This window comes from Flavobacterium sp. N1994, from assembly GCF_025947145.1.
Lineage (GTDB): Bacteria > Bacteroidota > Bacteroidia > Flavobacteriales > Flavobacteriaceae > Flavobacterium.
In genome coordinates this window covers 2,546,744-2,563,029 of the sequence record NZ_CP109999.1, presented here as the reverse complement: position 1 = coordinate 2,563,029, position 16,286 = coordinate 2,546,744, and the positions used below count along the sequence as shown (strand labels likewise).

At 34.1% G+C, this 16,286-nt stretch carries 18 protein-coding genes; 7 read left to right on the top strand and 11 right to left on the bottom strand.

The window, feature by feature from the left end; genetic code table 11:
• Positions 1–92 precede the first annotated feature (92 nt).
• From OLM53_RS11440 to OLM53_RS11395, 10 genes are all read right to left on the bottom strand, one after another.
• Positions 93–437: a hypothetical protein gene (locus tag OLM53_RS11440; RefSeq protein ID WP_264520364.1), complete on the bottom strand. Its 345-nt coding sequence runs from the start codon at positions 435–437 to the stop codon at positions 93–95.
• Positions 434–679, bottom strand: a complete 246-nt coding sequence (locus OLM53_RS11435) for a hypothetical protein (RefSeq protein WP_264520363.1) — start codon at positions 677–679, stop codon at positions 434–436. The genes OLM53_RS11440 and OLM53_RS11435 overlap by 4 nt, the downstream gene beginning before the upstream one ends.
• A gap of 192 nt (positions 680–871) precedes the next feature.
• Positions 872–1,048, bottom strand: coding sequence for a hypothetical protein (locus OLM53_RS11430; RefSeq protein WP_264520362.1), 177 nt, complete (start codon positions 1,046–1,048; stop codon positions 872–874).
• Between the two features lie 126 nt (positions 1,049–1,174).
• Positions 1,175–1,807: a DUF3164 family protein gene (locus OLM53_RS11425; RefSeq protein ID WP_264520361.1), complete on the bottom strand. Its 633-nt coding sequence runs from the start codon at positions 1,805–1,807 to the stop codon at positions 1,175–1,177.
• A 10-nt stretch (positions 1,808–1,817) separates the two neighbouring features.
• Complete coding sequence (locus OLM53_RS11420) at positions 1,818–2,171, bottom strand: hypothetical protein (RefSeq protein ID WP_264520360.1); 354 nt, start codon at positions 2,169–2,171, stop codon at positions 1,818–1,820.
• Positions 2,161–2,520: a hypothetical protein gene (locus OLM53_RS11415; protein WP_264520359.1), complete on the bottom strand. Its 360-nt coding sequence runs from the start codon at positions 2,518–2,520 to the stop codon at positions 2,161–2,163. Before OLM53_RS11415 ends, OLM53_RS11420 begins: the two co-directional genes overlap by 11 nt.
• The gene (locus OLM53_RS11410) at positions 2,517–3,164 is read right to left on the bottom strand and encodes a hypothetical protein (RefSeq protein ID WP_264520358.1); all 648 of its coding nucleotides are present in this window, start codon (positions 3,162–3,164) and stop codon (positions 2,517–2,519) included. The genes OLM53_RS11415 and OLM53_RS11410 overlap by 4 nt, the downstream gene beginning before the upstream one ends.
• Positions 3,165–3,168: 4 nt before the next feature.
• A complete protein-coding gene (locus tag OLM53_RS11405; protein ID WP_264520357.1) occupies positions 3,169–4,047 on the bottom strand; it encodes an ATP-binding protein in 879 nt (292 codons plus the stop codon).
• Between the two features lie 30 nt (positions 4,048–4,077).
• Positions 4,078–6,129: a hypothetical protein gene (locus tag OLM53_RS11400; RefSeq protein WP_264520356.1), complete on the bottom strand. Its 2,052-nt coding sequence runs from the start codon at positions 6,127–6,129 to the stop codon at positions 4,078–4,080.
• 13 nt (positions 6,130–6,142) lie between these two features.
• Positions 6,143–6,337, bottom strand: coding sequence for a hypothetical protein (locus OLM53_RS11395; protein WP_264520355.1), 195 nt, complete (start codon positions 6,335–6,337; stop codon positions 6,143–6,145).
• A gap of 126 nt (positions 6,338–6,463) precedes the next feature.
• Between OLM53_RS11395 and OLM53_RS11390 the strand changes: the two genes are divergently transcribed.
• Positions 6,464–7,165, top strand: coding sequence for a helix-turn-helix domain-containing protein (locus OLM53_RS11390; RefSeq protein ID WP_264520354.1), 702 nt, complete (start codon positions 6,464–6,466; stop codon positions 7,163–7,165).
• Positions 7,166–7,660: 495 nt separating this feature from the next.
• Here the strand turns inward: OLM53_RS11390 and OLM53_RS11385 are convergent, their stop codons facing one another.
• Positions 7,661–9,763, bottom strand: a complete 2,103-nt coding sequence (locus OLM53_RS11385) for a BREX-1 system adenine-specific DNA-methyltransferase PglX (protein ID WP_264520353.1) — start codon at positions 9,761–9,763, stop codon at positions 7,661–7,663.
• 755 nt (positions 9,764–10,518) lie between these two features.
• Here OLM53_RS11385 and OLM53_RS11380 point away from each other — a divergent pair.
• From OLM53_RS11380 to OLM53_RS11355, 6 genes are all read left to right on the top strand, one after another.
• The gene (locus tag OLM53_RS11380; RefSeq protein ID WP_264520352.1) at positions 10,519–11,757 is read left to right on the top strand and encodes a T9SS type A sorting domain-containing protein; all 1,239 of its coding nucleotides are present in this window, start codon (positions 10,519–10,521) and stop codon (positions 11,755–11,757) included.
• A 52-nt stretch (positions 11,758–11,809) separates the two neighbouring features.
• A complete protein-coding gene (locus OLM53_RS11375; protein ID WP_264520351.1) occupies positions 11,810–12,490 on the top strand; it encodes a response regulator transcription factor in 681 nt (226 codons plus the stop codon).
• Complete coding sequence (locus OLM53_RS11370; RefSeq protein WP_264520350.1) at positions 12,487–13,758, top strand: sensor histidine kinase; 1,272 nt, start codon at positions 12,487–12,489, stop codon at positions 13,756–13,758. Before OLM53_RS11375 ends, OLM53_RS11370 begins: the two co-directional genes overlap by 4 nt.
• A 92-nt stretch (positions 13,759–13,850) precedes the next feature.
• On the top strand, positions 13,851–14,270 hold the full coding sequence (locus OLM53_RS11365; RefSeq protein WP_264520349.1) for a PepSY-like domain-containing protein: 420 nt from the start codon (positions 13,851–13,853) through the stop codon (positions 14,268–14,270).
• 153 nt (positions 14,271–14,423) lie between these two features.
• Entirely contained in the window at positions 14,424–15,188 is a 765-nt protein-coding gene (locus tag OLM53_RS11360) for a phosphatase PAP2 family protein (RefSeq protein ID WP_264520348.1), read from the top strand.
• A 49-nt stretch (positions 15,189–15,237) separates the two neighbouring features.
• Positions 15,238–16,257, top strand: coding sequence for a YncE family protein (locus tag OLM53_RS11355; protein ID WP_264520347.1), 1,020 nt, complete (start codon positions 15,238–15,240; stop codon positions 16,255–16,257).
• The last annotated feature ends 29 nt before the right edge of the window (positions 16,258–16,286 follow it).

Genomic DNA, 16,286 nt, shown 5'->3' with positions numbered 1-16,286 from the left:
TTCAACGGTGGTTTCGCATCCGCCTACGCTATCAACAACCCGAGTTAGTTTATCCGGGTGTTTGCACTCTTCTTTTATGCTGTAGCTTTCCATTACGATCCAAAAAAGCATTTAACAACTTTCTCATAGGCATAAACTACTTTGGATGTTTCTTTAGGAGACATTTCAGTAAGTGGTTTATTGATGGGGGATTTAGTTTGAAGCCAATTCGCAAACTTTGACATATCGGCAATAGTTTTGCCGTTGACTTGCTTTGTAAATCCCATAGTGTGAAGCATAGACAAAATGTATTTGTGCTTGCTATTTTTGATATCGAAAGCTTCCCAGTTCTTACCATCTGTTTTGCCCTCCGGTTTGTCTGAGAAGTAATTCCCTATCGCCGAGCCAGTGCCACTATAGGCAACTGGCTTTTTTGCTGTGGTATTTGATTTTGTCATAATGTATCACTTGTATAAACTTTCTCAATTCTATGTTTTAGGAAACCATAATTGATATGGGGTGGTTTATGTAGTGGCATAGGCTGACCAGGAGCCATCATTTCCAATGAAGTTATTGGTACGATTCCACCTTTCCAAATGTCTGTTTGAAATGGTCTTGTTTCAACGATTTTTCCGTGTTCATCTGTAACTACAGTAAGGAAATCTTGACCGTTGTCTTCTAACGTGATAAATGTGTACATCTTATTTTGTTTTTGCTGTTACTACTGTTTTAAAAAAAGTTGTCTTTCCAACCGTCACGATTTTTTATTCAGATATTGTTTATCTATCCATTTTGGCACTTGCCTCAAATTGTTGCTCCCGGAGTAGGGATTGAACCTACACACAACGCCCCTTTTGTGTTACTCCTCTATTCGTATCCGGGATTACCAAACCTAACCTAAATCGTCAGCTTCTGGCTTTCTGTTAATGGAGTTCAAGTGCAGTTGTAATGCCTCGCTTTCCTGTGTGGTCAATTCTGTTTTTGCTACCCAGTTTTCGCTTTGGAACAAAATAGTTTTGCCATTTACTGTGATGGTCTCGCCATCGATTTGATTTACTTTTACGCTCATTTTGATATTGGATTAGTAATGTTTTAGATCTGAAATACATAAACCCGAAGGCTTCTTTTAAAAATTGTCTATGATGCAAAACCACTGTCAGTAGTAGAATTGACAAATAGTAATCAAGCGGTCGCATTAGATATTAGATAAGTTCAACTCGATGTTATTGTACTTACCGTTATCATCTTTAAGCCAAATACGGAAATATGTTTTGCTCTCTGGACGACGGATGGCAGATGTAATCAAATCAATTGCCTCAGAAAACAAAGGGTCATTGATTCGCGCTTTATGTCTTGTTAATCCCATTACTTTTTTAACGTCAAGTTGGTTGGTTCTCTGAGTCTCGAAAGCATCCATCACTAAGTCCTTAACGAATTCATTTTTACTATTGATGTTATCGTTTAGGAATTGATCTAACTTTTCTTTAGCGGCAACAATGGTTAAATCATCGAATTTGATGGGAGCTGACTGCGAAACCTCAATTTTTATTGTTCGATTAAAATTGAACCAGGTGTAATTGCCTTTGGTTTGTTTTTTTACATCCTTCTCCGCCATAAATGCCTCGTAAGCTTCAGTACATTTATCTTGAACAAAGGCTTTGAAGTCAGCAAGCTTTTTATTTACCTCTGTGGCTTTTTTTAGAATCTCTTCCGCACTTTTTTCGTGAAGGCGTTCCACCTTAGTAACTCTTTTTAATGGAATGCCGTTTCCAGTTTCGTCATACCAAATTTTGTCTTTTCCTGTTTGAGTGATTTTTAAATTTTCCATCTGTTTTTTATTATTCGTTAATGTCTATTTCGTTGATTTGTTTTTCCCAACCTGTTAAGATTATCACGGTTAGTATTTTTTGAATTTTATCTTCTATTTCTTGGCTTACCAAGTACTTTCTAACATCTTTAAATGCCATATTTCCAAAAATGTACTCTCGGTATTCTCGCATACTTGCGCGCTCCTGGTTCACACATATTTTTTCGCCATCGGTTAAAATGTCACGCTTTCGCATTACTATTTCGCCATCGATGTTTACTGGTATCTCTTCGAATAAAAAAGAGATTACATTGTCGAGTAGTTTTAGCCGTTCGACAACAGCTTCTAAATGGTAGTGGAATTCTCTTTCCTTCTTAATTGCCATATACTTTAAATTGAGGGTTTATGATTGTTTCAAATTCGGGGTTTAGTTTTTTTGTGGTTCCAATAATAGCCGTTGGGAACCTTTTGTATATCTCAACGGTTTCGCTTCGATACAGGTAGTGTAAATCGTTTGGCTTCTTTGGAAAATGGTCTACGATATCAACAAAGTTTTTTTCATACTGAGCATATTGCTGCATAAACCATCTATTGATAGCAGCATTTGCTAATAGTGATTGACAGTTGTTTTCAGAGGTGGCAAATTTTTTGCACCAACTCCAATATGTTTGGAAAATACCCTCGTCGTACTCTTCTGAGCTTATTGCTAAAATTGCTATTACTTTATTTTTCATTTTTTCTGTTTTGTTATTTCGCTACCGTGATATAGCATTGCTTTTTGGTCATCTATTGTTATTATTCCACCCGGACATCGTCCTCCAACGAATGCCGTTAAACCTTCAACTCTTATGTAGATATCACATAATTTTTTTGCGAGCTTTGCGGTTGCCGTATATGGTTCTTTTCCGTTATCCTCGATATGCGCCAGTAAGATGATTGTCACATCTTTGTCTTTTATCAAAAGGTGGAGCTTTCTTAATACTCCGTTTTTGAGTTCATCATTGTAGATGGTGGCGTTATCTAGTACAATTACTTTAGGATATTGCCGTGACTTAAACCTCTCTGTTATCTCCTCAACAGGCACATAATCTGAAAATTTGAGCTTCTTGTTTTTTGAATCTATCTTGGCTCGCTTTACATTGGATTGAAACGTTTTTCCAGTTCCCTCCTCAGCTGATACATACCAAACCGTTTCAAACTTGCTCAGGTAATCCGAAAGCTGTAACGTTAGCTGTGTTTTACCATTCTTTTCATTGCCATATATAACCCAAAAGCCGCCTTTCTCCGGTTCTCCTAGTAAGTCACCCCAAATGCCATCAAAGGCAAATGTTTTGTAGACTTTCTCATAGAGAGTTTTTGGGGATATTGCTCTAGCCATACTATTACGCCTGTAATTTGATTAGCGTTCCCAAATGGCGTAGCTTTTTTTCCTTTTTAACGCATTGGCGTACCAATGGAATTACTTTTGTCTTATCGTCCATGTTTGCCGATGCTACATCGTTAATTAGCTTTGAAAAGAATGCCTCACGGTTTTCTTTTCCAGTTGGAACAACCTTGATTATTTCATCAGAAAAGCGGCTTAAGATTTCGGCAAATCCTACTTTCTTCTTTTTGAAGCCATTGTCTAATTTGGTTTGCAAACCATCAGCTCCTATCATATACATACCACACATTCCCTCGGTAGCGTTCCATATTTCTTTAATTTCCAAGAAAGCCATATACTCAAGGTCTCCTGCCTCGTCAAAAACAATTAGTGGCTTATCTATGTTTACTAAAGCCCATTTAAGCCTAGTCTTAACATCAATGTATTTTCCGGTATTGTCCAATCCGACTATTTTAGCTAGTGCGCGGATAAACTGCTGACGTGTTTTGTACTGGGAGCAATCAATGTAAAAAGCGTTTTTCATCCCTTTTACAATATGGCGTGCGCTAAAGGTTTTACCTATATCACACTCATCACTGAAAATCATTGCCTTTGAAAACTCTTTACAAAATGTCAATGAGTCCTCTAATTGCTCATACACTTGAGTTCTTACTACTTTCCAGTTGTTCTCGTGTCGAGTAACTCCGTATTTAATGGCAATGTTTATCCAATTGCTTTCTGAGATAATCTTATCAACTTCGCCGCCTTTTAGTCTTGAATAAATTGCTCCGTTTAGTCCTAAGGTTTTTGCGAAGGCATCGTCAGAACCATCAAAGTTTTTTCGGGCTTCTAAAACTGCCGTTCTGATTTTAATTTTAAAGTCTGTTGAGATTTCCATACTATTATTTTGTTTGTGTTAGGGTTAGTTTTACTGTAAATACTGATTTCGCCAACTGTTTGCTACAGGCACCGGAACTAGTTCGTTTTCATCTTCGATATCATTTGAGAAAACTTGGGCAGGTTCATCAGGAGCTGTATATCTTTTAATTGTTGAAAATTGGAAATTTGAATTAACCGTTTTTGGCGTGTTATCTTTGATTTGGATATTTTCAATTCTATTTGATTGTTGACGGCAAAAAGCTTCAACTGATGCAACGTAAGAGCTTTGTAATTGTCTAGCGGCGTCATCTTCTGTACTTCTTTCTAGCGTTGCTCTGTTATAGCGTGGAAGTTCCATTACTTCACATACTAATTTTGTAGTTCCTTTTAGGTAAACTAAAGCCTTTAGTACGTTTCCATCATTGCCATCCAACCAGTAAACGTCAAGTTCTTTTCCTTCAATGATTTTCATTTTTTGAATTAATGCCTCACCAGTTAAGATGCCGCCATTTTCTGCAATGGCTCTCTTTTTACCTTGTAAACTCACGTAACCCACTTGGCATGATGTTTCAGTTTTAAATCCGATGTGGGGTAAGATTGCTTCCCAGTTCGTAGGCTTTAATTCCGGGTGTTGTTTCGCTAGAAAGTAATCGAAGCGGCTCATTGTAGGCTCTGTTGGGTGTGGCATATTATTCCACTTTTCTAGATCCAACATTCTATCATTTATGAGTTGATCATAAGGGATAATTTTTGTTTCGGTTGAGCTTGATTGATTTGCCTCTGAGTTTGCACCTGGTCTAGCAATCCATCCCAAGTTCTCTTTTTCTAATCCGTAACGAACTTTACCGAACATACGCTCAATGTACTTTCCACGAGCATTATTAGCTTCGATACGAACATTATCGAACATTGCTCCGGGACGTAGTATCGTTTCTTTGAAAGAGCTATTTAATGAACTCTCACACTCAAGTTCAGAAGGTAGACAAAGTCCCCATTCAGTATAATTTCTAATTATTTGACGGTAAAAATCAAGGATAATTCCCTCTTTGGTTTTTCCATGAACTACCGAAGTAATACATTGGCTTGCCACATCAATTCCGATGTAGAACCACGCTCTATTACGGTTATTATCATACCAAAATGGCGGTTGTCTATCATCAATGGAAAGTAGAGAACCCGCAAAGGTTGGCAAGTCCATTTGGTGGTGAGGTTTGAAAGCTCCGATAAACTTTTGACGGTCTCCGCTTCTAGCTTTGTGCGTAGCTATTTTGTTTTCCCACTTGTTAATCCAACTTATAACGGTTGATTGTGAAAGTGAAGGGAATCCTTTTGGATCATAAAGCTCTCCAGTATCTTCATTATAGACTTCCGCATATCCATTGATAAAGGCTTCATAATTTCGGGCAACTTCTGTTGGTGTTGGTTTGTGAAGTTGATTTTTGAATAAGGCGTTGAGTAGCATTTCAACGTTAGAATCAACTTTTAAAGCATTAAGAGCTTTGGTACCTTTTGGGTCTTTTATTAGAGAGTAATAGCCTCCGTTTTCATCTGATTTTTTAAAGTTCTTTAAAGCCTCTTTAAATCGGGGTGAAGTTGGGAGCGTATGCTCTACATTGTGCAATACTTTTAATGAATTTTGGAAGCTGATGGCATCTAAGCGTAAAGTCTCAGTTAAACCGGATAAACTACCACGCATTTTAATACGTTCTTGAGTTCTTGCCTCCTCTAAAGCTACTACAGCTTTTAAAACGCTTGCGTTTATAATATATCTTTCTTGCTCCTCAGCCGAAAGGTAAGAACCGTTTTCTCTTTTGAATTTAGCATAGTACCGAACGGCATCTGCATCGAATTTGAAAAAGCTTTCAAGAGGATGGTTTACTTTTCGTGGGTCACCAAGTTTCTCCTGTTGCGTTTTTGACAAAGTATCAAAATCAATTAATAGCCTACGTCCTTTGCCACCAAGTTGAAGACGTTTAATTCCGTAGGTTTTATTCTCGTCGCGGCGCAGCTGTTTTTGCAATGCTCCTAGAGTATTCCAAAACTGAGGTATCAATTCGGAAGGTTCTACGGCGACTTTATTATTTTCCCAAGTAAATGGCATAGTTAGTAGTTTATTAAGATTTGGATTGCTTTTGACTTTCTTCTATGAGGCTCTCACGAGTTTCGATGATTTTGATTGCGCCTTCAATTGCGCCTTTATCATCTCTGTTAAATCTTTTTCTTGCTGCCTCGCCTTGACAGCCCAACATGGCTCCTAATGTTGTGAAGTCGCCCGGTTGTAATTTGTTTTTTATTTCCTCTTTTGTCATTGGTGGTATTTTTTATATTACTTTTGTCCTGATGTCCGTACAAATATAGCGCAATATTTCCACTAAGCAAATAAAAAGCGCAATATTTCTACTTTTTAATAAAATTTTTTTGTGACAGCCCGAAAAATGGATAAAGACGAATTAATAAGCATTAGAAAAAAGCTTGAACTAAATCAAGAGGATTTCGCCAAATTGGCGGCAGTTTCGCGGCGCACTGTACAGAATTGGGAGAGCGGTGGAGTTATCCCTGAGACTAAATGGAATTTACTAAGAAATTTATTGCAGCAGGAACATAATAAAAAGGTAAATAATGCGTTAAATACTGTTAATGAACCTAGAGAATTTTATACCAATAAAAACGGTAATAAATTCATTGAATTAAAAAACGGTAAATTTAAAATCATAGTGAAAAAAGTCCCTGTAAAAGCATTTGCCTCTTATCTTAGTGATTTCCAAAACGCTCATTTCATGGATGAGCTTGAGGAAGTAAGTTTCACGGTTGATCATATAGGGAAAGGAAAATATCTTTGTTTTGAATCTGAGGGGGAGAGTATGAACGGCGGCAGTATAGATGATACTCCCGGAGATGCAGAGCTTTTATGTAGAGAACTTGGTAGACAGCATTGGAAAGATGGTTTTAGGGACTCACAATATGGTTGGGTAATAGTGCATAACCAAACAGTAATTTTTAAAGACATAAAGTCATTTGATAAGAAAACAGGAGATATAGTTTGCTCCTCAAGAAGTGGTTTACCTAACCATCCGGACTTTACTATCAACCTAAATGATGTTAGACAAATACTAAAAGTGATAAAACGCACCTTTTAGACATAACTTTTTTTAAATATTTCTCTAGTTAATTATATTATATGCTAGTATTTATAGGGCTTTAAGCCCTTTTTTTTGTTTTATATGTTTGCATTTATCCCCTTTGAGTTTTTAGAAATATTGCGCTTTTTATGTGTTTAGGTATATTATTAGTGTTTTAAACCTACAAAAACATAGTCTTTTTGTCCATCCAAATGTCCATCCAAATGTCCATCCATAGTTTTTTAAGCTTTTGAGCAATATTGCGCCAACATAAAAAAACCTCCTGATTAGGAGGCTTATTTTTAGTTATTTTAAGAGCTAAATACTATTATTTACTACATTTGTCCGTATTGTGGTAGTTAATAGCTCTACAATCTATTTAATTATTAATTAACTGCTAATTAAAGGGTAATTAATATATACTTAATCACATTTTGTTTTTTGTATCTAAAATAGGTATTTACCCTGTTAAACCCTGAAAATAAAGGCGTTTTGAGGCGTTTTGTGATTGGTTTATTTATTACTTTTTGTTTTAGTGCCTATACTTAACCAAATAGATTTTTCAACATAATGATTTATGATTTCTTTATTACCCCTTTGTTTTATGGCTAATACGTTACCATTCTCTTTAATTTCATTACTCATTATAATTGTTGAACTTTCTACAATAGCATCTTCAAAAATTGCATCTCCGTGGTCAACAATTTGGGAAATATTAAAACTCAATAAATATTTTCTAAATTCAGAAGTGTTGTTTATTAACAACCAAGTATTTGGAACAATAAACCCTAATATTCCTTTTTCTTTTAAGTTTCTTAATGAAAGTAACATAAAATACAGGTAAGTATCTTTTAATTTTGAAGGTACTAAAGGGTAATTTTTTACAAGAAAATCAGTGCTTAAATTGTCAATCTTTGCACCCCAAGGCGGATTTCCAATAATTACATCAAAACCTCCTTTTTCAAATATTTTAGGAAATTCTGTTTGCCAATCAAATGCTTTTTCTCCGGCAATAGTAATATCGTTTATAAGTGAGTTACCACATTTAATATTGTTGTTTAAGTCATTTAGTTTTCTGTTTGGTTGTGCTGTCCTTAACCATAATGAAAGCTTTGCAATCTCAACACTTTCCTCGTTTAAATCAACCCCAAACAAATTGTTTTCTAATATGCTTTTTTCAACATCACTTAATACCATTGCATCGCCAAACAACTTGGCTTGCAATTCGTCAATATATCTGTGTTCGGTAATTAAAAAATCTAGTGCTTGGTTCAAAAATGCACCACTTCCACAGGCTGGGTCGCAAATGGTAATTTGCAATAACCAGTTTCGGTAATTAGTTAATTTTTCTAGTAATGGTTGCTTGGTGGTTTTGGTTCTTTTTTTATCGGTAAAATAATCTTCTTCAATTATTTTAAGCTCGGCTTTTTTATCGGTGCAAAGTTTACCAATGGTATTATCAACAATGTATTTTGTAATGTATTTGGGCGTATAAAAAACGCCATCTTTCTTTCGTTTGGTTGTTGCTTTTTCTACTGTCGTACCTTCAAGTTGCGCTTTTATTTCGTCCAACTCATTCAATGAATTTTCAAAAATATGCCCTAATATATTGACATCAACCTCGCTTGCAAAATCGTATTCGGATAATTGCAAAGCGTGTTTATATAACAATTCATCATCAATAATTATATTGTCTAAAACTTCATCAGGCTTAAACAATCCACCATTATAAGCATATACATCATACCGTTTGCCTTTATAACCAGTATTAAGGTATTCAAAGTATTTTTTGAAACGTTCAAATAATGGTATCTCAACATCACGCTCTTGCAAATCCCTCCAATCATTCAATATTAATCGCACCGAGTTAGGCGGTAACAATTGCCTGTCCTCTGCAAAGAATAAAAACAGAAATCTATCAAGTAGTTTTTGAGACTTTTTAAAAAGTTCAATTGGTTCAAAATTTGGGTTTTGCAAAACCAAGTTTTGATGCAATTCTCTCTTAAATAATGAATAATCTTTGTAGAGTTTCTTGGTAATTAAATCTTCTTGGCTCAAAGATTCCTCTTTGATGCTCTTTGCAATGCCTTTTGAAAGGTTTTCATGCGCTAAACACAAATGCAGTAATTCAAATTCTTTTTCTGATAAGGTAAATAAATTGAACTCTAAATGCTCAATTGCATTATCAATATAGAACCGTAATTTTTCAAAATTAGAAGTTATTATATAGATACAATCGGGTTGATTGTTTTTATATCCAAATGCTTGTGTTTCTATTTTTCCTAAATCAGTTGTGTTTGTTCCTTTAAGTTCAATAACAGCTCTTACTTTATCATCTATCAATATAGCTCCATCTGCTTTTTTACTGTCTTTAACGCTTTTATATTCAGTTGTAAGGTTAAAATTTGGTTGAGGGTTTTTTGTATAACCTAAGATTGCAACGAATAAGTCAATTAGAAATTCTCCCTGATATTGTTCCTCTTTGCTGTTTCTGATATTGTCTTGAATAGTAACATTGTGAAAATGATTTTTGTAATCATTCCATCGTTTTGCAAGTAGTGTTTTATCTTGACTTTTTAAGTATTTTGATATTACTGAATTCTGAAATATAGGCATTGCAAACAGTTAAAGATTTTAATGTCTAAAAATACTAAAGAATAGTATTATATAACTGGATTTTAGTTTTAATTTTTAACAGTTTACAAACGTGTATTGAATACGATTGCAATTCTATTGCAATGGTTTTGCAATGTGCAATAAGCTAGTTTGCAATACTTATTGAGGGAATTGCAATTGAATTGCAATGATTATTGTGGGGCATTGCAATGATTGTTAGGCGAGTTTGCAATGGTTATTGAGGGGTTTGCAATGGTCATTTAAGGGAGTTGCAATGATTATTAAAAGGTTTGCAATTAACGTCTAGCGTGCTTGAAATGCGTATTGTGCGTTATTACAATGCGTTATAAGTGAGTTTGCAGGTAAATTGCAATGATTATTAAGGGGATTGCAATTTACGCCTAGCGTTTTTGCAATGCGTGATTAGTGAGTTTGCAATTGAATTGCAATGATTATGAAAAGGATTGCAATTTACGCCTAGCGTTTTTGCAATGCGTGATTAGTGAGTTTGCAATTGAATTGCAATGATTATGAAAAGGATTGCAATGCTTGTTGACTATGTTTGCAAAACGTATTATATTGTCACGTAATTAAATTCTCCAAGTTATCTAATCCACATTCCTTAACTGCTACATAAATTTTGTACTATACATTAATTGTTTTCATTCAACTTTAGAGTAATGTTTTGTATTAACATAGAATTACGATAGAATTGAATTCTAATTTTGTAATCAAAATTAAAATCATAATTTTAGATGAAATACATTTTACTCTTTGCTTTTATAATTTTATCAGTAAATACTAATGCTCAAATCAAAATTTTATTTGATGCCTCCAAAGCCGAAAGTGCAGGAAATGCAGATTGGGTTATTGATTCTGATACACACAATATAGGGTTTTCATCTGGTCCTGCAATAGTTGGAACTGGAAATGAAGCCAACCCGCAAAGAATACCAACTCCTTTGCAATCTAATATAACCGCATCAACTCCCGAAGATTATTGGAATGGTGGATTGTCTAATTGGGGAATTGATTGTGTAAAACAAGGCTATGTAGTAGAAAGTTTGCCTTATAATGGTCAAATAACTTATGGCTTAACTTCTAATTTGCAGGATTTGAGTAATTACAAAGTATTTGTAATTGATGAGCCTAATATTTCATTTACAGCCACCGAGAAAGCTGCTATTATAAGTTTTGTTCAAAATGGCGGTGGATTGTGCATTATTGCCGATCATACTATCTCTGACAGGAATAATGATGGTGTTGATGCTCCACAAGTTTTAAATGATTTGATGAGTAATAACACCATCCAAAATAATCCTTTTGGAATTGCATTTGATTATAATGACATTTCTCAAACCTCTTCAAATATTGCCAATATTCCTGCAAATTCCATTCTTCATGGAACAGCAGGGAATGTTACACAAGTAAAATGGTCAGGCGGAACAACAATGACCTTAAATACAACTCAAAATAACACTGCAACTGGATTAGTATATAAAACTGGCTCAAGTGCAATTGGATTAACCAATGTATTATGTGCTTCAGCAACTTATCAAAATGGAAAAGTGGTTGCTATTGGCGATAGTTCAATTCCCGATGATGGGACTGGTGATAGTGGTGACACACTTTATAATGGTTATATTGTTGATGCAAGTGGAAATCATCAAAAACTGTTAATGAATACCATTATTTGGTTAGCTACAACAAGTCCTTTAAGTATTGGAGATTCTAGTTTAACAGATATTAAATTTACCATAGCCCCTAATCCTATTCAAAATAAAGAGTTGAAGTTTACCTATGTGAATTCAGATAATGAGCCTACGCAACTTTTTATTTATGATACATTAGGTAGAACCATAAAACAAATGGCAATATCAAACGATGAAATTAATTCAGGTTCTATTGCTATCTCTGATTTGAATTCGGGTACTTACTTTTGTAAAATTACTATGGCGACGAAATCTAAAGTTTTGCGGTTCGTAGTTCAATAAATACAATTATATAATTTACTGTAGATTTGTATTACTACTTACTTCACCAACCATGAAAATATTATTAATCGAAGACCAATTGGAATTGCAAAAAAGTATCCAACAATACTTTGAAATGGAAGGAAATGTTGTTGAAGTTGCTTCTGATTATGGTAAAGCCGAGCAGAAAATAGCGATGTATGACTATGATTGCATTTTGGTAGATATTACGTTGCCCAATGGTTCCGGATTGGATTTAATCAAAGAGATAAAGCTAAAAAAATCAAAAGCTGGTGTTATTATCATTTCGGCAAAAAATTCGCTTGATGATAAGATTTATGGTTTAGATTTAGGCGCCGATGATTATTTGCCTAAACCTTTTCATTTGTCGGAACTTAATTCCCGAATAAAAGCTTTAATTAGACGAAAAAGTTTTGATGGTAATTTAGAAATTATTGTCAATGAAATTAAAATTCTTCCAGTTGAAAGAAGTGTTTTTGTGCATAATAAAGCAGTGATTTTGACCTCTAAAGAATACGATTTGTTGCTTTATTTTATAGCCAATAAAAATCGTGTCGTCAGTAAAAATGCTTTAGCGGAACATCTTTGGGGAGACAACGCCGATAGATTGGATAATTTTGATTTTATATACAATCATGTAAAAAATCTTCGGAAAAAGTTATTGGAAAAAAAATGTGAAGATTATCTGAAAACCATCTACGGAATAGGTTATAATTTTAAAACTGCGGAATGAAATTACTAGCTAAAACCAGTCTTTACTACCTGATATTCAGCATTCCAATATTAATATTGTCGGGTTTTGTTTGTTATTACATCGTCACAAAAGAGGTGCAGGATGGAAATAATGAGTTACTATTAAATCGTTCAGCACAAGTTGAGCAATACTTAAAAGAAAATGATGCAGTAGCTTTGCAGTTAATCACCAAAAGCGGTGAAGCTCAAATTAAAACCATTTCCAAATTTAATCCTAAATCAGTAGCTAAACCTGTGTTTGCAGATACGTTAATTTTGGATAAAAAAGAAAATGAACTAGCACTGAACAGGATGATTACATCCAATGTTTCCTTTAGAAATACCAATTATCAAATTAAGATTTGGCGTAGCACTATAGAATTTGACGAATTGGTTAGAGGGATATTTTACCTGCTTGTTTTTATATTGTTTTTTCTTTTTCTGATTTCGATGCTTATTAATTTTTGGGTTTCTAAAACCTTGTGGAAACCATTTTACAAGACTGTATCTTCCTTAAAGGAATTTCGTGCCAGTGACGATGCGTTACCTAATTTTGAATCAACGACTATAAAAGAATTTTCAGCTTTGAATGATTCCCTCAGTGCATTGATGGATAAAATGATGTCCGATTATAACAGTCAAAAACGATTTACGGAAAATGCTTCGCATGAAATACAAACGCCATTGGCAGTGATAAAATCCAAGGTTGATTTGCTAATTCAATCAGAGAATTTGAAAGACTATGAAATGAAGTTAATAGCCGGTATTGAAGATGCCTGCTCTAAATTAATACGTTTAAACCAATCCCTCTTATTATTGACTAAAATTGAAAACAGACAATTTAAAACTACTGAAAAGGTGTCTGTCGAAAAAATTATTGATAACTCGTTAGTTTTATTTGAAGAGCATATTAAAGCTAATAAAATAGTCGTGCTCAAAAACATCGAAGAAGATTTCTTAATTACTATGAACCCAGATTTATGTTTGATACTAATTAATAATTTGCTACAAAATGCCATTAGACATAATGTAGCAGAGGGAAGTATTGTGATTTTTATTAAAGCAACTAGTCTAACTATACATAACACAGGTATTGAGGAACCATTGAACATGGCATTACTTTTTAAACGTTTTCAAAAAAACTCCACCTCACATTTATCCATTGGATTGGGTTTATCCATTGCAAATGAAATCGCTGAAGTAAGTGGACTATCGCTAAAATATAAGTTCATTGCCAATAGGCATCGGTTTACATTAACGAATAAATAACAATTGCTACAGTATTAGAATAGAATCAAAATAGATTTGATTATTAGGTTTGTACTGTAAAATAATTTACAATAAAATAAAATAAAGAGATTATGAAAAAAGTAATGATGATTTTAGCAATTGTATTTATATACAGTTGCTCTTTTGCAAGCACACCACCAAAAGTGGTATCTGATGCTTTTACGAAAAAATTCCCTACGGCAACGAAAGTTAGTTGGGGTAAGGAAGGTCCAAAGGAATGGGAGGCAGAATTCACGCTCAATGGCGAAAAAATTTCTGCTAATTTCGGTCAAGATGGTACTTGGTTAGAAACGGAACAAGAAATTAAAGCTTCAAGTTTACCCGCAGCCGTTTTAGCTAACGTTAAAATGAAATATAGTGATTGGAAAATTGCAGAAGCAGATAAAACGGAAACTGCTAAACACGGAATCATTTATGAAGTTGACCTGAAAAAAGGATTAAAAAGTAAAAGCCTTGCTTTTAAAGCAGATGGCACAGCTGTAAAAGAATAATTTTAAACTTTTAGTTTTAAAATAAAATGGGAGTTAGTATAAAAACTGGCTTCCTTTTTTTATATAATTTTTCTTAAACTCACATAGATTTAAAATAGAATTGTATTCCATATTTGTGTCATTCAAATTAAGAAATAGTAAATATCAATTTTGATGAGCATCCCTAAAAAAAACCTAATTTCACTAATTTTAGTACTCCCATTTTATTTATTAAATGCGCAGGAACTGTCAAAAAAAGACAGCATAAGCAATGAAAATTTAAAGTTTAAATATAAACAATTAATTATTCCAACCTTATTGATTGGCTATGGAGTTATTGGTTTAGCAAGTGATGATTTAAAGGATTTCAATTTAGGAATACGAAATGAAGTGACAGACGACATTGATGGTAAACTTACCATTGATGATTATTCACAATACGCTCCCGCATTGTCGGTTTATGCTTTAAATTTATGCGGAATAAAAGGCAAAAACAATTTGCGTAACAGGAGTATAATTCTTGGTACATCTTACTTATTAATGTCAGGCACAGTGATGGGTTTAAAGTCGTTAACCAAAGTGGAACGCCCCGATGGGAGTGGTTTTAATTCATTTCCTTCAGGTCATACCGCTACAGCTTTTGCAGGAGCAGAATTTATGTGGCAAGAATATAAAGATGTTTCTGTTTGGTATGGAATATCAGGATATATTGTAGCTACTGGAACAGGATTTTTCAGAATTTATAACAATAAACACTGGTTAACAGATGTAGCCGCAGGTGCTGGAATAGGAATTTTAAGTACTAAAGTGGCTTACTGGATTTTCCCTTATGTAAATAAACATATTTTTAAATCTAAAAAGAATATCAGTACAGGAATGATTGCTCCTTTTTATAACGGAAATCAAATGGGCTTAGGCATGATTTTAAATCTAAAATAACCATTTAAACTAAAAGTAATTCAGATATTTACACTTTAAAAATAAGACTATGAAAAAAATAATTTCCCTTCTATTTATAAGTTTTTGCATTAGTAGTTGCATAGCGCAAACGTATAAAGTATCTAAAAAAATCAATATTGTTGGCGATGAAGGATGGGACTATCTTGCCGTTGACGATGTAAACCAACACTTATTTGTGTCGCACGGGAGTGTGGTGAATGTGGTTGATTTAAAAACCGATAAAACCATAGCGACCATTCCCGATACTAAAGGAGTTCATGGTATTGCTATTGCCAATGATTTGAATAAAGCGTTTATTACAGATGGCAAAGACAATGCTGTTACGATTGTTAATCTTACCACTTTTGAACTAATTGAAAAAGTTATTATTCAAGGACAAAAACCAGATGCTGTTCTATATGATAAATTTTCGCAAAAGGTATTTACTTATAATGCCAAAAGCAGTGATGCCACAGTTATTGATGCTGTTACCAATAAAATTATAAAAAACATTCCGCTTGATGGCAAACCTGAATTTTCTGTGACCAACGCCAAAGGATTGATTTATGTAAATATTGAAGATAAAAACCAAATCAAAACCATTGATACCAAAACTCTTGAAGTGATTGCTACTTGGAGCATCGCTCCTGGAGATGAACCGTCGGGGCTTGCCATAGATTTGGAAACGAACAGATTGTTCTCGGTTTGTGGTAATAATTTAATGATTGTGGTTGATGCCACTAATGGGAAAATCATCAAAACCTTACCAATTGATGATGGTTGTGATGGAGTGACTTTTGATGCCAAAAGGAAATTGGCTTTTAGTTCCAATGGAATAGGAACTATTACCGTTGTCAAAGAAGAAAATGCAAATGCCTTTTCAGTTCAGGAAACAGTAAAAACACAAAAGGGGGCTAGAACCATTGCCTTAAATAAATCGACTGACCAATTGTATTTATCGACAGCTGATTTTGGTGCTAAACCAGAACCAACAACAGAAAATCCAAAACCACGCGCTAGTTTAATTCCAAATTCTTTTGTTGTTTTGGTAGTTGAAAGTGCTAAGTAATACTAATTGATTTTGAGTAAATTAATACA